This window comes from Faecalicatena sp. (genome assembly GCF_058819085.1).
The window spans coordinates 1-24742 of record NZ_JBZUUL010000048.1; the positions used below are offsets into that span (position 1 = coordinate 1).

Annotated in this window: 22 protein-coding genes and 1 other annotated feature; of the genes, 2 read left to right on the forward strand and 20 right to left on the reverse strand. The window is 46.1% G+C overall.

The window, feature by feature from the left end:
• The 4 genes from AC4OGX_RS20310 to AC4OGX_RS20325 form a co-directional block, all read right to left on the reverse strand.
• A partial coding sequence (locus tag AC4OGX_RS20310) for an ABC transporter ATP-binding protein (protein ID WP_493332635.1) occupies positions 1–631 on the reverse strand: 631 nt, incomplete at its 3' end.
• Between the two features lie 177 nt (positions 632–808).
• A complete protein-coding gene (locus tag AC4OGX_RS20315) occupies positions 809–1840 on the reverse strand; it encodes a sensor histidine kinase (protein ID WP_493332636.1) in 1032 nt (343 codons plus the stop codon).
• Positions 1837–2529 carry a response regulator transcription factor gene (locus AC4OGX_RS20320; protein ID WP_493332637.1) on the reverse strand — a complete coding sequence of 231 codons (693 nt, stop codon included), beginning with the start codon at positions 2527–2529 and terminating at the stop codon, positions 1837–1839. The genes AC4OGX_RS20315 and AC4OGX_RS20320 overlap by 4 nt, the downstream gene beginning before the upstream one ends.
• A 208-nt stretch (positions 2530–2737) precedes the next feature.
• Positions 2738–2875, reverse strand: coding sequence for a helix-turn-helix domain-containing protein (locus tag AC4OGX_RS20325; RefSeq protein WP_493332638.1), 138 nt, complete (start codon positions 2873–2875; stop codon positions 2738–2740).
• Positions 2876–3112: 237 nt separating this feature from the next.
• Between AC4OGX_RS20325 and AC4OGX_RS20330 the strand changes: the two genes are divergently transcribed.
• Complete coding sequence (locus AC4OGX_RS20330) at positions 3113–3529, forward strand: hypothetical protein (RefSeq protein WP_493332639.1); 417 nt, start codon at positions 3113–3115, stop codon at positions 3527–3529.
• Here the strand turns inward: AC4OGX_RS20330 and leuS are convergent.
• The 3 genes from leuS to AC4OGX_RS20345 all read right to left on the reverse strand — a co-directional run bounded on the left by leuS (position 3490) and on the right by AC4OGX_RS20345 (position 8060).
• Positions 3490–5919 carry a leucine--tRNA ligase gene (gene leuS / locus AC4OGX_RS20335; RefSeq protein WP_493332640.1) on the reverse strand — a complete coding sequence of 810 codons (2430 nt, stop codon included), beginning with the start codon at positions 5917–5919 and terminating at the stop codon, positions 3490–3492. The genes AC4OGX_RS20330 and leuS overlap by 40 nt on opposite strands.
• A 267-nt stretch (positions 5920–6186) precedes the next feature.
• Positions 6187–6404 (reverse strand) — a binding site (T-box leader).
• A gap of 144 nt (positions 6405–6548) precedes the next feature.
• A complete protein-coding gene (locus AC4OGX_RS20340; RefSeq protein WP_493332641.1) occupies positions 6549–7328 on the reverse strand; it encodes a ZIP family metal transporter in 780 nt (259 codons plus the stop codon).
• A gap of 135 nt (positions 7329–7463) precedes the next feature.
• Positions 7464–8060: a DUF3793 family protein gene (locus AC4OGX_RS20345; protein ID WP_493332642.1), complete on the reverse strand. Its 597-nt coding sequence runs from the start codon at positions 8058–8060 to the stop codon at positions 7464–7466.
• A 168-nt stretch (positions 8061–8228) separates the two neighbouring features.
• Here AC4OGX_RS20345 and AC4OGX_RS20350 point away from each other — a divergent pair, with 168 nt between their 5' ends.
• Complete coding sequence (locus AC4OGX_RS20350) at positions 8229–8657, forward strand: hypothetical protein (RefSeq protein ID WP_493332644.1); 429 nt, start codon at positions 8229–8231, stop codon at positions 8655–8657.
• Between the two features lie 65 nt (positions 8658–8722).
• On the opposite strand, the gene AC4OGX_RS20355 is transcribed toward AC4OGX_RS20350, so the two are convergent.
• The 13 genes from AC4OGX_RS20355 to AC4OGX_RS20415 all read right to left on the reverse strand — a co-directional run bounded on the left by AC4OGX_RS20355 (position 8723) and on the right by AC4OGX_RS20415 (position 24474).
• Positions 8723–9904, reverse strand: coding sequence for an MFS transporter (locus tag AC4OGX_RS20355; RefSeq protein WP_493332645.1), 1182 nt, complete (start codon positions 9902–9904; stop codon positions 8723–8725).
• A 28-nt stretch (positions 9905–9932) separates the two neighbouring features.
• Positions 9933–10985 (reverse strand): Gfo/Idh/MocA family protein, encoded by a 1053-nt coding sequence (locus tag AC4OGX_RS20360; protein WP_493332646.1) that lies wholly within the window; start codon positions 10983–10985, stop codon positions 9933–9935.
• A 59-nt stretch (positions 10986–11044) separates the two neighbouring features.
• Positions 11045–11965: a sugar phosphate isomerase/epimerase family protein gene (locus tag AC4OGX_RS20365; RefSeq protein WP_493332648.1), complete on the reverse strand. Its 921-nt coding sequence runs from the start codon at positions 11963–11965 to the stop codon at positions 11045–11047.
• 182 nt (positions 11966–12147) lie between these two features.
• Complete coding sequence (locus AC4OGX_RS20370; RefSeq protein ID WP_493332649.1) at positions 12148–12495, reverse strand: nuclear transport factor 2 family protein; 348 nt, start codon at positions 12493–12495, stop codon at positions 12148–12150.
• 169 nt (positions 12496–12664) lie between these two features.
• Complete coding sequence (locus AC4OGX_RS20375; RefSeq protein WP_493332651.1) at positions 12665–13633, reverse strand: flavodoxin family protein; 969 nt, start codon at positions 13631–13633, stop codon at positions 12665–12667.
• Between the two features lie 82 nt (positions 13634–13715).
• Positions 13716–14978, reverse strand: coding sequence for an NADH-ubiquinone oxidoreductase-F iron-sulfur binding region domain-containing protein (locus AC4OGX_RS20380; protein WP_493332652.1), 1263 nt, complete (start codon positions 14976–14978; stop codon positions 13716–13718).
• The gene (locus AC4OGX_RS20385) at positions 14975–17095 is read right to left on the reverse strand and encodes an FAD-dependent oxidoreductase (protein ID WP_493332654.1); all 2121 of its coding nucleotides are present in this window, start codon (positions 17093–17095) and stop codon (positions 14975–14977) included. Before AC4OGX_RS20385 ends, AC4OGX_RS20380 begins: the two co-directional genes overlap by 4 nt.
• A complete protein-coding gene (locus tag AC4OGX_RS20390) occupies positions 17086–18558 on the reverse strand; it encodes an FAD-dependent oxidoreductase (RefSeq protein ID WP_493332655.1) in 1473 nt (490 codons plus the stop codon). Before AC4OGX_RS20390 ends, AC4OGX_RS20385 begins: the two co-directional genes overlap by 10 nt.
• Positions 18559–18769: 211 nt before the next feature.
• A complete protein-coding gene (locus AC4OGX_RS20395; RefSeq protein ID WP_493332656.1) occupies positions 18770–19660 on the reverse strand; it encodes a hypothetical protein in 891 nt (296 codons plus the stop codon).
• 640 nt (positions 19661–20300) lie between these two features.
• Complete coding sequence (locus tag AC4OGX_RS20400) at positions 20301–21353, reverse strand: sugar phosphate isomerase/epimerase family protein (protein WP_493332658.1); 1053 nt, start codon at positions 21351–21353, stop codon at positions 20301–20303.
• Between the two features lie 16 nt (positions 21354–21369).
• Complete coding sequence (locus tag AC4OGX_RS20405; RefSeq protein ID WP_493332659.1) at positions 21370–21756, reverse strand: C-glycoside deglycosidase beta subunit domain-containing protein; 387 nt, start codon at positions 21754–21756, stop codon at positions 21370–21372.
• 99 nt (positions 21757–21855) lie between these two features.
• Positions 21856–22959 carry a Gfo/Idh/MocA family protein gene (locus AC4OGX_RS20410; protein WP_493332660.1) on the reverse strand — a complete coding sequence of 368 codons (1104 nt, stop codon included), beginning with the start codon at positions 22957–22959 and terminating at the stop codon, positions 21856–21858.
• A 126-nt stretch (positions 22960–23085) separates the two neighbouring features.
• A complete protein-coding gene (locus AC4OGX_RS20415; RefSeq protein WP_493332661.1) occupies positions 23086–24474 on the reverse strand; it encodes an MFS transporter in 1389 nt (462 codons plus the stop codon).
• Positions 24475–24742: the final 268 nt, after the last annotated feature.

Consider the following 24742-nt stretch of genomic DNA (forward strand, 5'->3'; position numbering starts at 1 on the left):
TCCGATCTGCAAGGCGGGCTATGTCGTCATTGTGGGTAATCATCACAACAGTTTGCCGGAACTCCGCACTGGTGCGCTTGATAAGCCCCAGCACTTCGGCGCTGGTCTTGCTGTCAAGGTTGCCGGTCGGCTCGTCGGCCAGCACAATAGCCGGTTTGGTAATCAGAGCGCGGGCAATCGCCACACGCTGCTGCTGTCCGCCGGAAAGATTGTTCGGCATATTTTTCAGTTTATCTTCCAGCCCCAGCAGGTGAACAATCTCGTCCAAAAACTTCTGATCCACCGTGTCCCCGTCCAGCTCCACCGGCAGGACGATGTTCTCATACACATTCAGGATCGGAACAAGGTTATAGTTCTGGAAGATAAAGCCGATGTTGCGGCGGCGGAAGATGGTGAGCTGTTCGTCGTTCATTTTTGACAGTTCTTTGTCCCGGACAATCACATTGCCGGAAGTAGGGGTGTCCAGCCCGCCCATCATGTGAAGCAGGGTGGATTTGCCGCTGCCGGAGGTTCCCACAACGGCCACAAACTCGCCATCGTTCACGGAGAAGTTTACGCCATCAAGGGCGCGGGTAATGTTCGGCTCTGTGCCGTAATACTTTTTCAGATCAATCGTCTGCAAAACGCTCATACTCAAAACTCCTTTCAAGGCTTTCTGCCTGTTGATAAGGCTATTGTAAAACCCAAATGTCCGCGAAATGTTACAGCGGCTAAAAAATTTCATTGAAAATCGGGGTGAAATGTTACAACGCTCGGACATTTCAAAAAAATTTACGGCGGGCAGCCGGAAATGGCCGTCCGCCGCGTTCTATTTTGTAGGCAGCATAATGGAAAATTCCGAACCCTTGCCCGGCTCCGAAACCACTTTGATATAGCCGCCCTGCCGCGTTACGATCTCGCGGGTCAGATACAGGCCAATGCCCACGCCCTGCTGCTCGTGTACTTCTTCCTCACGATAGAAGCGTCGGAAGATGGCGGCCTGATTGCTTTCGGAAATGCCCTTGCCGGTGTCGGTCACTTTGATCTCCACATACATTTCCCACAGCACCACCGACACCGTGATTTTCCCGCCTGCCGGGGTGTACTTCACCGCATTGTCCAGCAGGTTAAAGAGGGCTTCGGATGTCCACTTGCTGTCATGGGAAACGGTCAAATCTTCCGGGCAGTCCACGGATACGGCGATTTCCTTTTTCTCCGCTGCATACACGATTCCACTCATGGCCTGTGCCACGGTATCAAAGAGGCGGCCCGGCTTCTTATCCAACTGGATCACGCCCGTTTCCAACCGGGAAGTTTTCACAAGGGCCTGAAAGAGAAAGTCCAGCTTATCCGTCTGGCTGCGGATTCCCCAGATAAAGTCGGTGCGCTCCGCCTCGGTCATGGGCTTTTCCAGCAGGGTGTCCGTCGCCATTTTCAGATTGCTTACCGGCGTTTTCACCTGATGGGAAATATCCGATACAAGGGTCTGTAACTCCTGCCGTTCCTCATCCACCCGGCGGCGGTTCTCCTGCATGATCTGGTAAAGCCTTGCCAGCCGGTGTCCAATTCTGGCAAGCTGGGTTTCGCTGTTCTCCGGGCGCTGGGGCGCTTCATTCCCTGCGATCATGTGGTCTAAGGTCTGGCATAGGTCAGCGGTGAATTGTGACAGCCGCTTTCCAAACACCTGCGTCAGTACAAAAATCCCCACAAGGGCGCACGGCAGCAGCGCCCCGCCCGTCAGCAGCACCGCCGTCTGTTTTGTCACAAGAAACAGGGCTATGGTGATCCCGGACATGGAAAGGACAAGTCCTATTGCCACCCGGCCAAACATCCGCTTTACCGAGAGGTTTTGAAACATCATTTTGCCTCGCCTCCCGTCCATTGATAGCCCATGCCGTAAACGGTCTTGATGTAGGGCGCGCCGCCGTCGGATTCGATCTTGCTGCGAATCCGGCTGATGGAGGTTGTTAGAGTGTGTTCGTCCACAAACTTCTCGTCTATATCCCACAGCTTTTCCAAGAGCTGCCCACGGGTCAGCACTTGCCGGGGATTTTTACGGAACAGGTTCAGCATTTTGTACTCCATCGGGGATAGGGTCAGGGGCTTGCCGTTTAAGGAAGCCCCCTGCTCCGAAAAGTCCAGAAACAACCGCCCGTCATCGTAAATATCCTTGGCTGGTTTGTGGTGTTCCAGCATGGCGAACATGGCTTTGATTTTCCGCTGCAAGGCTCCGATCACAAAGGGCTTTGTGATGTAGTCCACCGCACCCACCTCATAGCCTTGTATCTGGTCGCTCTCCTGATCGTTGGCGGTCAGGAAAATTACGATGGTGTCCGGGTGCTGGGGCTTTATCCTCTTGCACAGCTCAAAACCGTTCCCATCCGGCAGGTTGATGTCCAGCAGCACCAAATCAAATTCCCGCTGGCGGATGGCGTCGGCTGCGGTTCTGGCATTTAGGGCAGAAGTCACACCGTAGCCGTCTGCGGTCAGGTTATAGGCCAACATCTTATTCAAAAAACTGTCATCCTCGACAATTAAAATCTGCTTCATATCCTCACTTCCTTTACTTTTTGCAGATAGTATAACAGGCAAATGTCCGAAAATTGTTACAAGGACAAATATATTTTTCATTTTACAGCTTTTTTCTGTGTACTGCAATTTTATAAAAGAAAAGACAGCAGTATCAAATTGCTGTCCTTGAGTTTTATTATAGCTAGTAGTGTATAAGCGTGGGTTCATCATATTTGGTGTGGTATCTTTAACTATGGGAAACTCCTCGTTCCCATTTGCTTACTGCTTTATCTGTGACGCTCAGCTTTTCTGCCAGCTCTCGTTGTGTCATCCTTTTTTCTTTTCTAAGTGATGATATCTTTTTCCCAGTATATATTGCATCCATTAAACAACGCCCCTTTCTCTCTTAGTATAAAGATTGAGTGCTGTTTTGTCACTCTACGAAAAGTAGAATCGCCCATTTTATCACGTTTTTTCAACGTTATGTCTGTTTTCTTTTTCAAATAAGCAGGTTACAAATCTACCAGTTGCTGGTATAACGAAATAATAATCACATCTATGGAAGCACGCATTCATCAGGTAAAAATCGTACTGACATAGATAACTAAAGGAGGAGAAAAGTTTGAAACCAAAAGGAAAAACAAAGAAACTGATGGCAGCACTTCTTGCTGTCATGCTGACAGCGGGGATGATACCTGCAACAGCGTTCGCCGCTGATTCCCCCGAGACAGTAGGAGAGATCGTACAGTCACACTCTCACGAACTTCGTTCGCTTCGCTTGACGGGCATACGCCCTATAAAAATAAAAGAAGGTGCTCTCATTCCTGCAAGCAGGATGAGCGCACTTTCTTCATCAGGCTTCCTCTACCTTTACGGCAGTGCTACAAGCTCACGAACTCCGTTCGCTTCGCTTGACGGGCATACGCCCTATAAAAATAAAAGAAAGTGCTCTCATTCCTGCAAGCAGGATGAGCGCACTTTCTTCTATTTTTGCACTGCCTATTTTTGCACAATGTTTATGATTCGTCCCGGAACGTAAATCTCTTTTATGATATTTCCTGTCAGTTTATCGGCAATGGCTTCTTTTCCGGCTGCTATTGCAGTGTCTTTATCGGCGTCTGCCGGGATGGTGATGACTGTTTTGGTCTTTCCGTTGATCTGCACGGCTACTTCGATCTCGTCATCTTTCATCAGGGCCTCGTCATAGGTCGGCCATCCTGCCTTGAAGACGGTTTCGTTATGACCTAACTGCTCCCACATTTCTTCTGCAAAGTGTGGTGCGAATGGAGCAAGAAGTACAGCGATTGTTTCTAATGTCTCTTTGTCGATTCCGCCCTCTTTCTTCGCGATCTCGATAAATTTGTTGTTGTATTCCATGAAACCGGAGATAACGGTGTTCAGGCTGAAGCTTTCGAGACGTGTTGTGATATCACAAACCAGTCTGTTGCGCTGTTTGATCATTTCCTTTGTTGCTTTGACCTCTTTTTCCTTACTGTCCATAAGCAGGTTCCAGAGACGTTTCAGGAAACGGTTTACGCCGTCGATTCCACGGTCATCCCACTCTGCATCCAGTTCCGGAGGTCCTACGAAAAGTTCGTACATTCTCAGGGAGTCGCATCCATAGTCTCTTACCAGATCATCCGGTGAAACTACATTTCCTTTGGACTTACTCATCTTGATTCCGTTCTTTCCGGTGATCATCCCCTGGTTGAACAGCTTGTGGAACGGCTCATCAAAATCAACCACTCCGATATCGTATAAGAACTTGGTATAGAAACGGGAGTACAGAAGGTGAAGTACTGCATGCTCTACACCGCCGATATACATATCTACCGGCAGCATCTCATCTGCTTTTTCTCTGGAAACAAGTTCTTTGTCATTATGACTGTCTACATAGCGCAGGAAATACCAGGAAGATCCTGCCCACTGAGGCATGGTGTTTGTCTCACGTTTTGCCGGCTTTCCGCAGACCGGACACTTGCAGTTCACCCACTCGTCGATTCCGGCAAGCGGTGACTCTCCTGTTCCTGTCGGCTCATAGGATTCTACCTCCGGCAGACGAAGCGGCAGCTCTTCCTCCGGTACAGGCACGGCTCCGCAGTCCGGGCAGTGGACGATCGGGATCGGCTCGCCCCAGTAACGCTGGCGGGAGAATACCCAGTCACGCAGCTTGTAATTGACCGTTGCGTGTCCGATACCTTTTTCTTCTATAATATGAGGAGCTTCCTTCTTCAGGACAGCGGACTCCATGCCGTTCCAATCCCCGGAATTGATCATGGTTCCTGATGCCTCTGTGTAAGCCTCTGTCATGTCCTCGATCTCTTTTCCGTCTTTCGCGATGACCTGAATGATCGGAATATCGAATTTCTTAGCAAATTCAAAGTCACGGTCATCATGTGCAGGTACACACATGATCGCACCTGTACCATAATCAGCCAGTACATAGTCAGAAAGCCAGATCGGTGTCTTTGCGCCGTTTAACGGATTAATCGCATAGCTTCCTGTGAAGACTCCTGTCTTCTCTTTATCCTGCAGACGGTCAACATTGGACTTCATAGAAGCATCGTAAATGTATTTCTCTACTGCTTCTTTTGTCTCAGGTGTGGCTAACTTTGCAGCCAGTTCATGCTCCGGTGCGAGCACCATAAATGTTGCGCCATACAGAGTATCCGGCCTTGTTGTGTATACAGTGATCTTTTCCTCTCTTCCTTCAACCGGGAAATCCACCTCTGCACCGTAAGATTTTCCGATCCAGTCAGACTGCATCTTCTTTACCTTTTCCGGCCAGTCCAGTTTATCTAAGTCATTTAACAGGCGGTCTGCATACTTGGTGATCTTAAGCATCCACTGGCGCAGGTTCTTCTTTGTTACCTCTGTACCGCAGCGCTCACATTTTCCATTGACAACCTCTTCATTTGCCAGACCTGTCTTACAGGACGGGCACCAGTTGATCGGGAATTCCTTCTCGTAAGCAAGCCCTTCCTTAAACATTTTCACAAAAATCCACTGGGTCCATTTGTAGAAATCAGGATCTGTAGTATTGACCTCCATATCCCAGTCATATAAAGCTGCGATCTCATTGATCTGGCGCTTGATGTTCTTCACATTCTCTGCTGTAGAGATAGCCGGATGAACCCCCATTTTGATGGCATAGTTTTCCGCCGGCAGACCGAAAGCATCCCATCCCATCGGATGTACAATATAATATCCCTGGAGTAATTTATAACGGCTCCATACGTCGGAGATAACATAACCTCTCCAGTGTCCTACATGAAGGCCGTTGCCTGACGGATACGGAAACATATCCAGGCAGTAATATTTTTCTTTCTTATTGCCGTTGTCATCCACCTTGGGATTTACCGGGTTCTGAGCCCAATTTTCACGCCATTTTTTCTCAACAGCCTTGTGATTGTACACAATCTTAGACATTTTTCGATTCCTCCTGTTTAGATCTCTTTTGTCTTTCCATTTTTTACACATTTCATTGAAAATCCTGACGGGTTTCCAACATAAGAAGTGGGCAAGCCCACTTCAAATCCCCCACTCATGAGAGGCTTGCACAGTTTAGCGCCGCCGCGATGCCGCAAAAGCGGTTATATCCCTTATTGCGGCGTGTGCATCCCCCGGTGAGTTCTTATGATATCAGGACATTCCAGAAGATTTTCCTGATATCATAAAAAAGCCTTCTCTTCTCAATTAAGAGACGAAAAGGCTTTGATTTCCGTGGTACCACTCTCATTCATCTGATCATCCAGATGCACTCATTGCTTCTGTAACGGGAAGACCCGCTTTTATCTACTATCCTTTCAATAAAAGAACTCCGAGGGGAGTTGGGAGATTACGTTTCTGCCTCGCACCGCCCGGCAGATCTCTGAAAACGATAGGCTCTTACTATTCCTCATCAACGTTTCTGCAATATTCTTACTTATTATAAGAAGAATGTTAAAATAAGTCAAGACCTTTTCTCTAAGATTGAGCAAAAGGCGCCGGAAAACTGGGAAGATGCATCACATCTGCATTTTGGTAACAGGCAGCATGAACAGTATGACGCGTCTTTCCTATCCTAATGCCACGTCCAGAATCATCATGAGCGTAAATCCGACAGCCACTCCGATGGTACTGATGTTGGTATGTGGTTCTGCCTGTGCCTCAGGGATAAGCTCTTCCACAACAACGTAGATCATCGCCCCGGCTGCAAACGCGAGCAGATACGGCAGGATCGGCACCACCAGGCCTGTCAGCAGTATAGTGATTACCGCGGCGATAGGCTCAACAATGCCGGAAAGAGTTCCGTATACGAAGGCTTTCGTCTTTGAGACGCCTTCCCCTCTCAGAGGCATGGATATGATCGCCCCCTCCGGGAAATTCTGAATAGCTATACCAATGGACAGAGCAAATGCTCCAGCCAGGGACATTGTCGTATTTCCCGACGCCACGCCTGCGAACGTAACGCCAACAGCCATACCTTCGGGAATATTGTGCAGTGTTACTGCGAGAACGAGCATGGTTGTCTTCTTGAAGTTGGATTTCACCCCTTCCTCATCTCCGGTCAGATGCATATGCGGTGTCACAGTATCTAAAAGCAGCAAAAATCCCATTCCTAAAAGGAAACCAACTGCCGCCGGGATCCATGCGATTCCTCCGCCTTCCTCAGCCATATCGATGGCAGGGATCAGAAGGGACCAAACGGATGCTGCGATCATGACTCCTGATGCAAAGCCTAAAAGGGCCTTCTGAAGCTTTTCGTTCATTTCCCTGCGCATAAAGAATACCATTGCTGCGCCTAATGTTGTCCCCGCGAAGGGAATGAGTATACCTATTATCATGTTTTGGTTCATGTGCGTTCCCCCATTCATCTTTGTAGTCTTTTGCATACAAGTTTATCTTATGCGTGAAGGAATACATTTGTCAATCAAATTATTTATCTCTTCTTTCCCCGCTTTTGAAAACACTATAGAGATCATAACCGGGATCTACAGTTTGTTCTTTATGATCCCACAGATATTCATTCCCGTCAAAAATTCATTAACAGCACGATTTTTCGCCTCATCATACTGATGGAAGGTCCACTCTGCCCGGGCCGGATCGCTGTAGACCTTCCAATATCCGGACAGCACATATCTTTTCCCCTCATTTTCAATAAATCCCTTTACATCTTCCAGCGGATAACCAAGGAAAATACCAATTTCATGAGGAAATCCGATCTGCTTTTCTGCGAATAGCGCCGCACGCATGACGAGGCGGTCCAGCATTTTGGAAAGCCCCATCTCTTCATATCCATAATCACGCAGGAAACTCCTTGTGCCGATCCGGTTGAGATACTCCCCCAATTCCTTCTCCCGATAAAATAAAACCATGATTCTATCCCCTGTTTCCAGAAGTTTCTTATAAGTAATCCCTGTATCTTTTAAAACAGACTCTAATCCATAGTACAGTGAATTCTCCAGCATAATACCGCAGGATACCCTCATCCCCTTTAACAGCGGTGCACATTGAAATACAATCTGAAATCTAAGCCTCACCTGTGCATTTTTATGTTGAAAAAAATAAAACAATACCTCTGCCGGCATCTCTTTTCCCTCCTGCAAATGCTTCTTGTTACCACTCCAATTTTATTTTTTCTTTTTGTGCAATTTATCCTTTTTTTAGTTGTTACTGGCGGCACTTTAGTGTATAATAGTCATAAGATATCTGAGCAGTGTTTGGCTCAAATAACATACATAAAGGAGAGATTCGCCATGGTAAATTTAATAACAGGTCCTAAGGGCAGCGGAAAGACACAGCAAATGATCGAACTTGCAAATGAGAAGGTGAAAACTTCCAACGGTAACGTAGTTTTAGTTAAAAAGAGTCATCGTGATACATACAGCGTAGACTTCAACGTCCGTGCAATCTGTATGGCAGATTACAAAGACATTTCAACTCTAGAAGAGTTTGTTGGTTTCATATATGGCATGGTAGCCGGTAACCACGATATTGAGACGATCTTTATTGATGGTGTATTGAAGCAGGCAGACATTTCCCTTGACAGCCTCCCTTATTTCCTTGAAAAATTGAATAAGATTTCCAAAGAGAATAATATTGAATTCTTCGTAAGCGTAAGTGCTGAGAAGAAAGAAATCACAAATATAGATCCTGAATCACCGGACTATTCTTTTCTTAACTAAATGAAAAGGAAAAAGGTACATCAACAGCGTCCTGCTGTCTGATGTACCTTTTATTTTGTCATATTCTATCCTGAAATATACGCCTCTGCTGTCTTTTCTTTTCTCTTTGCTTCACAAAGAGTGAAGCCCCATGTTACGACACATAACACAGCCATACCGATCCCGCTGATCAAAAACTGATTTTCTGCAGTATTGCTTCCGAAAACACCTGCGGAAACTGTTCCTAAAAGCAGGGGAGAGATCAACCCGCCGATCCCTCCGATGACTGCAAACACTCCACTTGCTTTTGCCACGGCTTCCATTTTGACAGAGAGGGAGATCAGGTATGAGCACTGTGCCATAAAGCAGCTTAGAGATGCCCCGCAGCACGCACTTCCAATATAAACCCCCGCCATACCGGGAATCAGAAGGATCGCCCCATATCCCGCCGCAGCCAGCAAAATTGAAACAGGCAGTGTATGTCTGCCCAGAAATCTGGAGATAAATGCAAAGCCTGCCCCTACCATCAATGCAAATGCAGCATTAAGTGCTGTCACAACACCTGTGACGGCTGTATTTTTCGTGATCTGCTCTAACACATAGATCGCAATGTTGGTATTGTATACAGTGATGAATAACGTATGTACAAAAGAGGCACCTGAGATCAGGTATACCTTTGCATTCAGTTTTGCCTTTCCGGCTTTTGCCTCCTTTGATGGCGGTGTATCTGGCAATAGGAGCCTGACTCCCACAAGTGAGATGAAAGCGATCATATAAACCAGATAAAAGAAACGATACCCCAGTCCTGAAAGCGCACCTCCGATCAGATTGCCTGCCATACTTCCCACGCCCATCCCAACCACGTGAAGTCCAAGATAAGCCGGGCGTTCGTTCGGCTGAAAGAATTCCGCTACGATCGCAGTATTGATCGGGGAAGTGATCCCGAAGCCAAACCCGATCAGGATCCTGGATACCAGCAGCATACCATATCCGTTCAGGAAGAACGGCAGTATCCCACAGATTCCAATTACAGTCAGTCCGGCCATTGCGATGTTTCTCTTACTGAATTTGGATGTCAGCCACCCGATGACAAGTGAACCTGCCATCAAAAGTGCATAGGGGATGGTCTGCAGGATCTGCACCGCGCTTGTCCCCTGTGCCGCATATTGTTTATTCAAAATACCTAAGATCGGCATGATCCCTGTAATGTTCAATCCGAATGCAAATGCGATCATAAAGATAGAAACTGCTATTTTTTTACGATTCATGATTTTCACCATCTTCTATCGTCTATGGCTATTCGTGTTCAAAACGGATCGCTTCTCCTGTCCTTGCGGACTCACGGACTGCCTCCATAACTGCCAGCACTCTTCTGACCTGTTCTGGCTTTACGATAATTTCTTCTTCCTTATTGAATGCTTTCAGGAAATGTACAAAATAATCTCGCTGTGCCACATCCACCTCTGGAAGCGGCTCGTCAACCAGGAGTCCTGGTGCTGCCGGGCCGAAGCTTCTTGTCGGACCTGCTGCCGTCATCGTGATCTTACCCGGTACATTTTCAAGGAGATGTGCCGTACGGACGATCTTTCCTTCCCCTGCAAAACCGTCGATCATGGCGCTTCCTGTATTTCCTCCGATAAACCATGCCCTCTTCGGCGTCAAATAGTAGGTTCCAAGCTCAATCTCGGCGGTGATCCCGTTTTTAAATTTCAAGATGATCTTGAAGAAATCATCCACCTTCTCGTTGATAACATTTCTTAAATCCGCATACAGGGAATCGATCGGGGAATCGATCATATCCAGCATCTGGTCGATCAGATGTACACCCCAGTCATAGAGCATTCCTCCGCCCATCTCCGGGTACACATGCCAGTCATGCATGTTTCCGTTGAAACCGTAGAGCTGGGATTTGATGATGTAGACATCTCCTACCATTTTCCTGTCATAGACTTCCTTCATAATGCGGTAGTCCTTGTCCCATCTTCTCTGCTGGTGTACGGTAAAGATCACTTTGTTTTCCCTGGTTACCTCCACCATCCTGTCAAACTGTGCGACAGTCATAGCTGCCGGTTTTTCACAGATAATATGCTTCTTGGCAGCTGCACATTTTTCTACCATTTCCAAATGGCTTGGGTTTGGTGTGGAGATCATCACAACATCAATATCTGCGTGCTCCAGCATGTCCTCTATACAGTTATATGTCTCTACACCTTCCGGTGCGTCCTTTAACTGCTCCGGATTTGTATCCGCCACGGCTTTTAATTCGATCTCATCAAAGGTCTTCATCATATCTGCATCGCAGTGTCCCATAAACCCAAAACCTACGATTCCTAATTTCATTTTTTCCATTTTCTCATCTCCTGATATTCTAATTCAACGTCTGTTTCTTCTTACAGCTTTGCTTACTTTTAGATTACAAACTGCTCCATATATTTCTTGCTTAACTCAAGGCTCTTTCTCACTTTTTCCGCTGTTCCTTCAAAAGCCTTGTCCTCGACCTCGATGCAGGTATATCCGTCATATCCGATATCTGTCAAAGCGCTAACATATCTGCCCCAGTCTACATCTCCAAGACCCGGAAGCTTCGGTGACATGAACTGCAGAGGATATCCCATGATACCGACTTCCTGTAATCTGTCAGGATATACTTTAATGTCTTTATAATGTACATGGAAGATCTTATCTTTAAATTCGTAGATCGGTTTGATGTAGTCGATCATCTGCCATACAAAATGAGATGGGTCATAGTTGATTCCCAGGTTCTTGCTTGGCAGTATCTCAAATACCTTTTTCCAATTTGCCGGAGTTGTCATCAGGTTCTGTCCTCCCGGCCACTGATCCCCGTCGAAAAGCATCGGGCAGTTCTCAATAGCGATCTTTACATTTTCCTGCTCGGCAGTCTCTATGATGGACGGCCATACTTCTTTTACAAGCTCCAGGTTTTCTTCCACTGTCTTACTCTGGTCGCGGCCGATGAATGTGGTCACCATATTGATTCCCAGCATGCTGCTGGCCTTGATCAGGTTCTTTAAGTGTTCTACAGCAGTCTCACGCTTTGAAAGATCTGGATCCAGCGTATTCGGGTAGTATGCAAGAGAAGAGATCTCCACGCCTTTTTGGCTCGCATAATCCAGAATATGCTTTGCATATGCCGGGTCAGTGAGCACCCGCTCTGCATCAATATGTGATACGCCTGCATATCTTCTCTCGGCTTTTCCCTGCGGCCAGCATGCTACTTCCACACACCCGAATCCCAGCTCACTTGCTGTGTCCATCATCTCCTCATAGCTGCTCTGATCCAAAATGGCACTTACAAATCCTAATTTCATATTCAAATCCTCCTATCATTTATTTCCATCGAATTTCTTTTTCTATTTGTATCTTATCACGGTTTTGATAAACCAACTTTCTGATATTTGCCATAAACGTCATATTATATAGCAGTTTTTTATTCATATCATTACATTTTATTTACCTTTTTTCACTGCGAATTAATTTTTTTCAATTTAAATTAATATTTTACTTCCTGTAATACGTCCCAATGCTCTGCCAGCATTCCGTCCTTGACCCGGTAAAAATCGACTACCCGGCATCTTGTGTTTCCGTCCTCTCCCACATTTTTCAGATAGACTGCTGCCATATCTCCCTCCACGATCATCCACTTGATCTCCAGCCGGAATTCAGGGTGTTCCCGGAACTTCTCCGCAAAAGCTGTCATCAGTGCCTGACGCCCCTGTCCCAGTCCCGGATTATGCTGGATGTAATCCTCACGCACATATTTTTTCGCCGACTCCACATCATGTCCGTTAAAAAACTCCTTATAAAAATTCTGGATCAATGTTCTAATCTCTTCGTTCATTCCTAAACTCTCCTTCTTTCCAACCTCTTTTTGTATGCGCTTTTACATACGCCCTTTTACATCCGGTCATACTTCAAAATTCTGCCAGAAAAGCCCCCTGTAAAGCAGAGACTAAATGCTTCTCTTCTGCTCTACAGAGGGCCTGTCTGATCTGGTCAGCTTCTGTTTCTTACATTTCCGCGATCACTTTATCAAAATCTTTGTATTTCTGAAGCTGTTCATCCAGCCACTCTTTATTGTTCACGATTTTCGGGATGCAGACTTCCTTCATGTGCTCGATCTCCCAATAATGGTCATACAGGCCTTCCATGTTCATTCTGGAATTTTTCAGATCCTCTTCCTTGAAGCTGTATTTCACTTCACCGTCTTCCATGTACATTGTGCCTTTTACCCCGCATGTTGCACATACAACTTCTGGAGCATTGTCCATCATCATAACTTTTCCATGGCAGACCGGACATACACCTTCCTCGCCGAACCATTCTACTTCGTCATACTCTTTGCCGTCCGCTTCCACGATACGTTTTCCAAGTTCACGACACTGTGACATCAGCTCCTCGTCAAATACCGGATTTGCACGCTGTCCCTGTCCATATGCGTCAAGCTGTCCAACCGTTTTCATGTGGATGGAGGTTCCGAACATGTTCATGATCGGAAGACCAAAAGCTACCCAGTGCGGAGTATCTGCACCGCCGACGGAAATATAGCCCACATAACGTTTCTTAAAGTAACGAGGATCTAAAAGCTCATCTCCTGTTTTGCCTTCTGCGATTCTCTTCTTCTGGATCTCATCCAGTGCTGCCCTGTCATGTGCGGCACCAAAACGGTCGATGAAGTTCTTGATCTGTCCTGTGATTCCCACTGAGAATACCGGGGCAGCCACGATCAGACCGTCTGCATCCAGAATCTTTTCTTCTAATGCAAGGTAATCATCCTTCTTGATACAGCGGACATTCTCACCCTGGTCACGCTTCGTGCTGCATACACCGCAGCCAGAGCAGTGATCGATCCGCATGTTGATCGTGCGGATAAATTCCACTTCCGCCCCAGCCTCTTTTGCTGCAAAAAGAGCCTCCTTGATCATAATTTCTGAACACTTCATGTTACGTCCGCCAAAATTAATTCCTAAAACCTTCATTTTTTCCTCCTATTTTCAAAGGGGTCTGACCCCTTTGCTCTCCGTTTTCAGAATATTCTTAAAATTCATCTTTTTCTTCGTATTAATATCTTTTGAACCGACCGACGCGGGTGAGTCTGTCCGGCAGGGACGGCACTCGTTTTTCGGTTCTTATGATCGCATTCTCTTCGCAGACTTCCATACATTTTCCGCATTTGGTACAATCGATATCCTCGATCATGTAGATATATCCGGGCAGACCCTCGATGCAGTCCACCGGACAGGACGGGATACATTTTCCGCATCCGGTACATGCCGACGGATCGATATACATGTTGATAAATGCTGCACACTGGCCGGACGGACATTTTCTCTTCTTGATATGTGCTTCGTATTCCTCCGGAAATAAACGAAGGGTATCTATTGTGAAGTCCGCTCCTCTCTGTCCCAGGGAGCACAGGGATGAAAACGGCATTGCCTCTCCAAGCTCCTTCATGATGTCTAATCCGGCAAAATCGCCTTTTCCTATTGTGATCTCATGAATCCTGGTGTAAAGCTGGCCAAGACCTTCCCTGCAGAAGGTACATTTTCCACAGCTTGCTTTTCTCTTTTCCAGCAGCTGTTCCTCAGAAGCCGCAATCATACAGCAGCGGTCTGTGAAAATCGTGATCACGCCGTTTCCAAGATCTGTCTCATCTGTAATCTCTACATCCAGGACCGGAGGGTCATATAAATGAGACCCTATCTTAACGGCTTTGATCCCTTCCAGATCTTCCGGTATCAGGCTCGCCGGCTTTGTACCATAAGGTACAAATACCGGATCCATGCACTCTGTCTGATACGTGGTCTTATATTCTGTATCCACTGCTGATTTTATCTTGATACAGACATAAGTCCCTGGTTCATAGCACTCCCCGATAACATCAGAAAGTGCCGCCAATGTCTCTATATGGCTGATGATGCTGCCCCGCAGACGACGCACATCCGCAATTCCTTCTTCTATCTGAACGGAAACTCCCAGTTTCTCAGCCTTCTGCTTTAGCATGTTCCGAAGCTCATCCCTGCCCTCAGGCACATACAGGATGCTTTCCTCTGCCCCCACAAGATAGGAGAGGACACTTAATCCGTCCAGCACCTTCTCAGGCATTTCCTCTGCAAGGAAAAGAAGCATCTGCTCGGTATCTTCATTATTCAATGCACCTGCTGCCATAAGCGGGCCGTCATACTCTGTATGTTCTGCCTGGATCCGTTCGATCTTATCGGCCAGGTTTTCTGCATAAACGCCAAATTCCTTTAGGCCTGACTGTCTGATTTTTTCAACAGTGGTTTCTCTTCCTGCCTGCTTTGCTTTTTCTAATGCGCTCATACTCTCTCCTCCTTTGCTTCATAGTCACCCCAAAGCCTTGGAGGTGTTATCTTAAGCCTCAGGTCACACTGCAGGCATCGTCCTGCCTCACCGCAGATCTCACTATCACAGATTCCATGGTCGATCTTTGAAAAATTGTCCATCCTGTTTTCAGGAGCCTCTACCTGTGCTTTCGCTCTCTTCTGGTACGCGAAACCTTCTATTTTACCGATACATGCATCAGCCTCTTCCTCAGGAGCCAGTTTTTCACTGATATCACCGTCGCCCCCTAAGAACCGGTCAATCTCACTTGCAGCGTCTCTTCCCGATGCAATAGCCTGGATGACAGACTTTGTTCCATACACCGCATCACCTGCCGCAAAAATTCCTTCCACTTCTGTGGCAAGACTGCCGTCCCTGACAACAATGCTGTTGCCCCGTCCCAGTTTCAATCCTGCCTCTTCCGTGATATCCGGACGCTGTCCGGTTGCAAAGATCACCGTATCTGCGTCAATATGATGCTCGGAGCCTTCTTCTTTTTTGATCACTGCACGGCGGTTCTCGTCAAAGGTAAAAGAGAGCACGTTCATGAAATCCACTCCGGTCACGGTCTTTTCACCTGTAATTCTTTCGAAAGTCTGTGCAGGATGTACCTGAATGCCTTCCTCCTGTGCCTGCTTAATCTCCTCATCATCTGCGAGCATTTTCTCCCTTGCTTCCAGACAGGCAAGGTGAATTTCCTCTGCACCCAGACGTTTTGCCGTTCTTGCACAGTCAAAAGCTACGTTTCCACCGCCAAGTACAACCACTCTTTTTCCCAGTCCGGTCTCCTGATGGAGGCTTGCATTTCTCAGGAAATCTGTATTGATCAGAACTCCGGGAAGATCACTTCCCTCTATCGGCAGGCGTACTCCTTTGTGTGTTCCGACTGCCATCAGAACTGCATCATACTCTTTTAAAAGCCCGGCCGGATTCTCTACTCTTGTATTCAGCTCGGTATGTACCCCGGCCTCGCGGATCACTTGGAACTCCTCATCTACGATTTCTCTTGGTAAACGATATTCGGGAATTCCATAGCTCATCATCCCGCCGACTGACGGAAGAGCTTCTTTGATCGTTACGTCATGTCCCTGCTTTCTAAGGTAATAAGCCGCCGTCATTCCGGCCGGGCCTGCGCCAACGATGCAGACCTTCTTTCCGGTATCCGCAAGCTGTTTGCCCTTCCCCTTCCAGTAGGAGCCGGTGTCCGCCTCTGCCGCATAACGCTTGATATCACGGATGGACATGGCTTCATTGATCTCTTTGCGTTTACAATCCAGTTCACATACATGGTTACATATGTATCCCAATGCCTTCGGGAACGGAACCTTCTCACGGATCACCGCTGCCGCCTCGTCGTATTTTCCTTCCTTTACGAAACGGATATAACGCGGAACATCTGTGTGTGCCGGACAGGCAGCGCGGCAAGGTACAACCACATCCTCCTTCGTCTTCCCTTGTGTATCTGCCATCATCAGCTTGTCACGGATGGTACCCGTCGGGCAGACCTCCGCACATGCCTGACAGAAACGGCAGTCCGCATCTTTGAGCAGTTTATTATGAAGGGCGCCGACGTAAACCTCTGTGTTCTTCTTCTGATACTGTAAAACACCGACTCCTCTTAAATCATTACATGCCCTGACACATCTGCCGCAGAGAACACAGCGGTTCATGTCATGCGTCAACAGAGGATTTTCCTCATTGGCTTTAAATCCCTTTGCCCGGTGTCTCATGCGTGAACTTGCCCCGCCTAAATACTGCATCAGAGTCTGCAGTTCACAGTTTCCATATTTCGGACAAGTTGAGCAGTCCTCCGGATGCCCTGCCAGCAAAAGGTCCAGTGCCAGGGAACGCAGTTTATCGATCTTTTCACTTTTTGTCCGAATCACCATTCCATCTTTTGGTCTCAAGGTACAGGAAGTGACTACCTCATCTTCTCCCTCCACCTCTACAATACACATCCGACAGGAGCCATTTTCTGGCAGGTCCGGGTGATGACACAGATGCGGGATGTAGATTCCATTCTGGAGGGCACTTTCCAATACGCACTGATTTTCAGGCACTTCCAGCTGTTTTCCGTCAATTGTAATTACTGGCATTTTGCTTCCTCCTCTCCTGATCTGTTTACATATTCCACCGCACTCATCCCGGCGATGCGCCCGGTATTCACGGCATATCCCATGGAATTTCCAGGAAGCAGGAACATGTAGCTGTCATCGTAAATATTACAGGAGTCCGCACCCGCACAGTATAATCCGGGTATCGGCATGAACTCTTTGTCACATGCCTCACAATTTTCATTGATGCGCACGCCGCCTACTGTCCCATATCCGCCCGGATGAATCGCTGCCGCATAATAAGGCGGCTTAAACAGCGGACGAAGGTATTTTGGATCCTTGTAAAATTCCAAATCACGTGTATCGCAGAAATAGTTATATTCATCGACTGTCGCTTTGAGATTCTCTACGTCGATCCCTGCCTTTTCGGCAAGCTCCTCAATCGTGTCTGCCACGAAATAGTTGGTAGAACCATTTTCAAGCAGCATCTCGATCCCCTCATAAAAATCAGAGACATCCGGGTCAGGAGTCACGAGACTGGTCACATCTACTCCGTTTTTGATATAATATTTTACAATCGAAGTATCTACAATAGAGAAACAGGTCTTGTCCTTCTGATGATTTGCCACATTGCTCAGATAGGTCGTATTCTGCATGTAGTCCTCGTTCATGATTCTTTTTCCCATTTTATTAACAAGCAGGTTCGGCTGCTTCATAATGTTGGTCACACCGCCTGTCGTCGGGTCACCTCCACCTAAATCCGCTGCCATCTCGATGCGGACCGGAAGCTGGTCTGCACCTGCCTCCCATGCCATCTTCAGTCCGTCTCCCATGATTCCCGGGATCGCGAAGTTAAAGACTTCTTTACCATGCTCCAGACCAACTAACTCCTTGATCATCTTCTTATTTGCACCCGCACCGCCTGTACAAATGATTGCTGCAGGACAGTTTACGCGGACTTCTTCCCCATTCGGATCATTAGCAAGGATTCCGACCACCTTGTTTCCTTCTTTGATCACCGATTTTACCGGATGTTCCAGAAGAATCGTAACACCAAGTTCCAGCGCTGTCTGATAAAGCGCTCTGTTCATAAAGGATGCGGCTCTCGGACCGATCCCCTGGTCTGTCTTTACGATATGCCAGGTAGCCTCAGACTGCGGGAAATATCGGAATGCACCTTCAAACTCAACTCCCATATCCTCCAGCCACTCGATAGTCTCCGCAGACTGTGAGAAATATCTCTTGATCAGTCTTGCATCAACATTGTAATGTGTATAATCCATAAACATTTTAAAAGCCTTTTCCACACTGATGTCTATCATCTGCTCTTTCTGGAAATGAGTTCCGATTCCCAGAGGTCCCATACCCATGTTCGCAGCGCCGCCGACAGCAGCAGCCTTCTCCAGAACGACAACCTTCGCACCCATCTGGGCAGCCTGAACAGCCGCCGCCAGTCCGGATGGTCCGGCTGCGATCACTCCGATCTGTGCATCATACTCTTTCATAATCGCTGTATCCTTTCTTCCTTTAAATTTACCTTTAAGTATATTTTAAAGAAAGAAAGGGAATACAGCCCGTCAAAATCATATCTTTTCGGGGTAAATTGATTATATATTTAACCTTGATTTCTTAGAATTGAATACTTTTTATAATAAGATATTAATTTAGATATGAAATATTTAATATCTGTATTTACTTACCCTTTATTAACCCTTACTAATTCTTATTGATCTCTTCGCTCAGCTTCCTGACATCCTCTTCCGTAAGACTGATCACGATATCCATGATATCTTCCACAGCATCCCCTCTAACAAGCATTTTCTTTATTAACCTTTCCTCGCTTTCTCTGGCTGCCTTTTCCGAAGCCAGTCTTCCATATTCAATTTTTTCCTCTTCAAACAGCTTTGCAACTTTTGTCATCATAATCCACTCCTGTATTCTCTTAGAATCTTCCGTATCAACTACTTTGTCTGAAAACACCAGCATACCTGCCAGCAGAAATATCTGTTTCGTCTCATCCTCTACCTTCTTTGCCATCTCAAAACAACGTCTGATACACTCCTGTTTCCGGGTTTTTCCTTCATATGTAAGAGGCAGAATAATGAACTGCATCAGTTCTTCCTCTGTAAGCTCTTCTCCCCGATCTAATCTCCTACATATATCAGACTCAATTCTCTTAGAATCAAGCTTCATCAGAAATGCCTCTTCCAGATGAAACTGCAGGCAGCCTACATCCAGTTTTGGACGTGTCTGTTCCGGCTTGATATCTGCTGTATAAATCACGATCATCCTGATCGGGCGCATAATATTTTCCTGGTTCATACTCCGTTTTAACGTGCGGATAATATAATTCAAATACTTAATCTTATGCACATCCGCATAAACACTCTCGTAGTCCACAAGTGCAAGTGAACCGTCTTCAAGCAAAAACAAATTATCAAGCCTTAACTCATTTGCCTCTATAATGGGCAGGTTTGTAGGCAGTACCTGTACGATTTTCGGAACATCGATTCCGTACACCGAAAAGCTTTTTGATGTAAAATGCTCCTCCAAATACTTTGCAGTAATATCCTTGTTTTGATACGCAATGTTACCTTTTTCTGACATGATGTCTCCTCCTTCTTGGGCAGGATTATGTCAGAAAGATTTCACGTATCATCACTTTTGCCTTTCCCTATATATCTACAAATAGTAACTGTTCAGAACCATGAACAGTTACTATCAATACATATAAAAGGACTCCCTTTAAAAAAGTATTATGAGCCGAAACGATACCTAAAAGGGATGCCCTATGGGTATACTTTTATTATACAGAATAGTGCTGCTATGTTCAATCTAGTGCTGCCTCAATAACAAACCTTTCATGGTATCCTTAATAAAGCACCATGACTTTCCTGCACACACTTAAACCAAAAGACAATCTTATTATCCGACATATCTACCCTATTTAATTATTATTTCACCAAAATTGAATGCCCGGTCGAACCACCAAGAAATTCAGAACTCTCCCCTAACCAAAAGAAAGTGAAAACAGACCCGCGATTTTTAAGAATAAAATGAGTCTGTGATTTTGATGTAAAATCAATATATCACTGCACATCACAAAATACAATTACTTTATAGAAATTTAATACCTTACTCTGCAGCTATTGCTGTCCCCCATATAATAAGCCGCGCGGCAGTTTCCCTGCCCGCGCGGCCCATATCGGTCTACCCTATATTTTATTTTCTCACTTACACGCTCTTCCTACTCTTCGATCGCTCTTCTAAGTGCTTCCTGCTGTCTGCGTACCTGCTCAATGCTGTCCACCTCAAGTGCATCGTTCAAGAGTCCGTTTCCTTCATATTCTGAAGACAGATATCCATGGTATCCTGCCTTTTTGTAAGCAGCTACCACTTCCCTGATCGGAATGGATGTCTCTTCGTAATCTTCATGCATGTTGTAGAATTTTGCATGTGTATGGTAAATATACTGGATATTATCGATGATATCCTGTGGGTCACACCAGGTATATGCAAAGGTAGATGCGGCATAGCCAAGTGCTGTTGCATCACCGCCCAGTGCTTTCACTTTTTCCATCAGCTCTGGTTCTCCGTTTGCTACACGGTACTCGTGGTTTGCTTTTCCGAGATTCAGGTCATATTTGATCTTTACAAATCCTTTTCTGACCCGTTCCTCAAACGCTTCATCCACTACTTTGATGATATCCTCGCTGACACCTCTTCTGCGGGCCTGGTCACGCAGTACATCCGGCACAGATTTACAGAAGATGCCGAAGTCCGGCATGAATCCGAAGTATTTCGTTCCTGTGCGCAGGATCATTTCCATATATCCGTCTGCCCATCCTGAATTCAGAGAGAATGGAGAATGCACCTCCAGACAGATCTTAACATCCTTTTCCTCTGCATATCCGATGCTGCCCTCGATCACGTCCATCGGTGTGGAGACCAGAGTACGCAGGGTCTTGAAACCGAGCCTGTTGGCAAGGTCGATGTCACGTTTCATCATGTCGACCTGTTCTCTTAAGGTGCACATGCGGTTGTCATAGATGTGGTTCTCCAAAAATGCGTCGTAGCAGGTCGGTACTGTACCGTATTTGTCCATCCAGCCAAACCATTTGTCCACAAACGCGTCGGAGATATTCGGGAATTCATCTACCATCTGCTCTGCTAAAAGCTCAATCCCGGTAGCCCCTGTCTTTGCCACTTCTCTGATGCAGCCTTCCAGGTCGATCTTCCCTTCATAATATTCCTGCTGGTAGCTGTATAAAGAGACACTTCTTCCAATCTTGTAATCCATAAGTCTCTCCTCCTTCTTAAATTTCAAAATCATATTCGCCGGCATTTACAAGGATCATCGGCATATATGATGGTGCGATTGTCTGGGTACACTTGATGTGATGCGCTCCTGCTTCTAAGCCCCCGTCTGTCAAAACGGTAACGGTCGCATACTGGCCGAACAGCCAGCGGTTGCTGATCACCGTACGCATCTCCTCCAATGTGAAGGTTTCATCATTTACTGTGAAACGGATAGACTCCCTCGGATACTCTGTCCCGTCTACATTTACTTCGATATTTCTGATAATGGAAAGGGTGACGCCGCGGTAATACTGGATCTTCATATCAAACTGGAACCCTATTACTTTTCCGTCTTTTTCCACATTTTTAAATCCATCCGGATTATACATTTGTCTTGGAAACATTTGATCAGACTCCTTTTCTTATTCAATTCTCTCTTTTGGAACATTTCCCCGGAAAAATCTTTTTCCGGGGAAATGTTGTGTCCACTGTTATACTTCTTTTTAGAAAAATACCTCTTTGCCAGTCTCAGCAGATTTATAAATTCCTTCCAGGATCTGAGTTACTACAAATGCCTGCTCTGGTTTTACAAGCGGTTCTGTGTCATTGATAATAGCCTCTAACCACTGTTTCTGTTCTCTCACACCTTCTGCAGATGCTCCGCCCTCGAAGAAGTCAACGACTCCGGCTGGGGAGATCGTCTTCTCCATCAGCTGGTTATGCTCTACTGTATTGTAGATCAGTTCATCCTGCGGATAGCTTCCGCCGTGGTGGATCTCAGCACCAGCCTTTGTTCCGCACAATGTGGTGGATGCTTCCATGGATTTCAGGACATTCAATGCCCAGGATGCCTCCAGGTAGATCGTTGCGCCATTTTTCATTTTTACAAGGCCGAATGCAGAATCTTCTACCTCAAATGTCTCCGGATCCCAAGGTCCAAATACATTTCCGTCCGGTCCGTCTGCCTGACGTCCTAATTTGTAGAACACCTGTCCGGATACAGATACCGGCTCGTAGTTGTCCATCATCCAAAGTGTGATATCCAGCGCATGGGTTCCGATATCGATCAGAGGACCGCCGCCCTGCAGAGCCTTGTTCGGGAACACACCCCAGGTAGGAACGGCTCTTCTTCTTAATGCGTGTGCCTTTGCAAAATAGATATCTCCCAATTCTCCCGCTGCACAGGATGCGTGCAGTGTCTGTGTATCATCTCTTAAACGGTTCTGATAACCGATGGTAAACTTCTTTCCTGATTTTTTCCATGCATCCAGCATTTTCTGTGCATCAGATGTGCAGTGTGCCATCGGCTTCTCGCACATAACATGCTTTCCAGCCTCGAATGCTGCTACTGTGATCGGGCAGTGTGCCACGTTTGGAGTACACACATGAACCACATCCACATTTGGGTCATTTACAAGCTCATTGTAATCTGTGTAAACCTTAGCGTCTGCTGTACCGTACTCCTTTGCAGCCTTCACTGCTCTCTCTTCGATGATGTCGCAGAATGCCACGACCTCATTCAGCTCTGCGTTTGCCTTTAAAGACGGAAGATGTTTCTGATTTGCAATTCCGCCGCATCCTACAATACCTACTCTTACTTTTTCCATAACGATTACCTTTCCTTTCTTGAAGACTTATTTCTATACTCCATATAAAGACAGTTTTTCTATCCATTGTATTGCTGACTTATGGTATTTCTAATTCTATAGCTCTGCTTTATGACATGTCAGCTCTTACTGCTCTTTTTCTGCCATAGCTGCCTGATGCTGTCTCTCACGTTCCTCATTGCGGATTCTAAGTTTCTCTCTGATCGCCGGCATATCGGATTCTTTCAGGTCATAGATCAGAACCGGGATGATTCCAAGCAGATATACGATGGCCGGGATCACATTTGCTGCGATCGTGATTCCCTTCTGAACATGAGGAGTCACATCCTGTCCTGCCTGATATCCAAACCATCCGATCACTGCCATTCCAAGAGCAGAACCAATAGCTGGTCCAAGCTTTGAGCCGAGTCCGTTTAATGAGAAAGCCGTTCCGTCTGTACGGACACCTGTCTTTAAGTCCATGTCATCCAATGCATCTACGATCATACATGCTCCGCATGGTCCTGCAATGTAACCGCAGCCATACACGATATGACAGACGAACAGATACGGGATGTTCTTATATGGCCCGAATACCATCATGATTAAGCCTGCTGCCTGCACGATCTGTGCAAATATAATAGTGTTTCTTTTCCCGAATTTCTCCATCACCTTCGGTGCAAACGGCATAACAACCGCACCTACCAGCATCTGCATCATCATGAATACAGTAATGAATCTGAAATCCTGTACCACATACATATAATAGTAAACTGCAACTCCGATTCTTCCGAGCATTCCCATCATATTTAAGATGGTGTAAAGCACGATCATCATCAGGTTCTTATTTTTGAAGATCAGCTTCATGGATTCCTTGACCGGTACCTGATGCTCCTTGCGGACAATCACGGTCTCTTTACAGGTCTTCGCGCAGAACCAGAACATCGGAAGGGCGATCAGTGCAAAAATACCTGCTGTTTTCTGATAACCTGCCGTTGCATCTCCACGTCCGAAGAATTCAACCAGCGGAAGTGTAAACAGGTTCAAAAGGATCATTCCCAATACCATACCCATCATCTGTGCCGTATTTAAACGGTTGATCTTGGAAGAGTCTGTCGTCATAACTGCCGGAAGTCCCTGATACGGTACGTTTGTCATTGTGTAGATCATTCCGAGTCCGATATAAGTAACATACGCGTAAACCAGCTTTGCAGTACCGCCGAAGCTTGGCACTGTAAACGTCAGTATGGTGAACAGAACTAAAAGCGGTGCACCGATTGCGACATACGGACGGAATCTTCCCCAGCGTGTATGCGTATGCTCCATGATCTCGCCCATCATTGGGTCATTGATTCCATCCCAGACCTTTGCCACCAGGAACAAAACTGCAACTGCACCGGCCTGCAGGCCAAAAACATCCGTGTAAAAAACTGCAAGATATGTACTTACCATCGTCCAGGACAGCTGTGATGCAAAGTTACCTGTACCGTAGGCAAAATATTGCAATGGTCCTATCTTATATTCTTTATTTCCCATTTTCCTACTCCTTCATTATCCCTTTATCGTCTTGCGTGCCTGCACTGTGAAATCCACCGGTGTTTCTTTTGATTTCTATAATGATGATACCAAAGATATGATATTTCTACTTTCCATAGTTCTCCCAATTTACAGATGTTTTCTTACTTTTTTATCTTTCGGTATAAAATTATCACATGTTCGAAACCTGAATATTAATTTATTTTTCTATTTTTTAATATTCCTGTTTATTGACTGCCCTCTTCCCATATGGTACATTACAAATATA

Bases quoted from the DNA above. Each gene is read 5' to 3' on its own strand.
- AC4OGX_RS20315 (WP_493332636.1), bottom strand. From the start codon at position 1,840: ATGATGTTTCAAAACCTCTCGGTAAAGCGGATGTTTGGCCGGGTGGCA.
- AC4OGX_RS20320 (WP_493332637.1), bottom strand. From the start codon at position 2,529: ATGAAGCAGATTTTAATTGTCGAGGATGACAGTTTTTTGAATAAGATG.
- AC4OGX_RS20325 (WP_493332638.1), bottom strand. From the start codon at position 2,875: ATGGATGCAATATATACTGGGAAAAAGATATCATCACTTAGAAAAGAA.
- leuS (WP_493332640.1), bottom strand. From the start codon at position 5,919: ATGTCTAAGATTGTGTACAATCACAAGGCTGTTGAGAAAAAATGGCGT.
- AC4OGX_RS20340 (WP_493332641.1), bottom strand. From the start codon at position 7,328: ATGAACCAAAACATGATAATAGGTATACTCATTCCCTTCGCGGGGACA.
- AC4OGX_RS20345 (WP_493332642.1), bottom strand. From the start codon at position 8,060: ATGCCGGCAGAGGTATTGTTTTATTTTTTTCAACATAAAAATGCACAG.
- AC4OGX_RS20350 (WP_493332644.1), top strand. From the start codon at position 8,229: ATGGTAAATTTAATAACAGGTCCTAAGGGCAGCGGAAAGACACAGCAA.
- AC4OGX_RS20355 (WP_493332645.1), bottom strand. From the start codon at position 9,904: ATGAATCGTAAAAAAATAGCAGTTTCTATCTTTATGATCGCATTTGCA.
- AC4OGX_RS20360 (WP_493332646.1), bottom strand. From the start codon at position 10,985: ATGGAAAAAATGAAATTAGGAATCGTAGGTTTTGGGTTTATGGGACAC.
- AC4OGX_RS20365 (WP_493332648.1), bottom strand. From the start codon at position 11,965: ATGAAATTAGGATTTGTAAGTGCCATTTTGGATCAGAGCAGCTATGAG.
- AC4OGX_RS20370 (WP_493332649.1), bottom strand. From the start codon at position 12,495: ATGAACGAAGAGATTAGAACATTGATCCAGAATTTTTATAAGGAGTTT.
- AC4OGX_RS20375 (WP_493332651.1), bottom strand. From the start codon at position 13,633: ATGAAGGTTTTAGGAATTAATTTTGGCGGACGTAACATGAAGTGTTCA.
- AC4OGX_RS20380 (WP_493332652.1), bottom strand. From the start codon at position 14,978: ATGAGCGCATTAGAAAAAGCAAAGCAGGCAGGAAGAGAAACCACTGTT.
- AC4OGX_RS20385 (WP_493332654.1), bottom strand. From the start codon at position 17,095: ATGCCAGTAATTACAATTGACGGAAAACAGCTGGAAGTGCCTGAAAAT.
- AC4OGX_RS20390 (WP_493332655.1), bottom strand. From the start codon at position 18,558: ATGAAAGAGTATGATGCACAGATCGGAGTGATCGCAGCCGGACCATCC.
- AC4OGX_RS20395 (WP_493332656.1), bottom strand. From the start codon at position 19,660: ATGTCAGAAAAAGGTAACATTGCGTATCAAAACAAGGATATTACTGCA.
- AC4OGX_RS20400 (WP_493332658.1), bottom strand. From the start codon at position 21,353: ATGGATTACAAGATTGGAAGAAGTGTCTCTTTATACAGCTACCAGCAG.
- AC4OGX_RS20405 (WP_493332659.1), bottom strand. From the start codon at position 21,756: ATGTTTCCAAGACAAATGTATAATCCGGATGGATTTAAAAATGTGGAA.
- AC4OGX_RS20410 (WP_493332660.1), bottom strand. From the start codon at position 22,959: ATGGAAAAAGTAAGAGTAGGTATTGTAGGATGCGGCGGAATTGCAAAT.
- AC4OGX_RS20415 (WP_493332661.1), bottom strand. From the start codon at position 24,474: ATGGGAAATAAAGAATATAAGATAGGACCATTGCAATATTTTGCCTAC.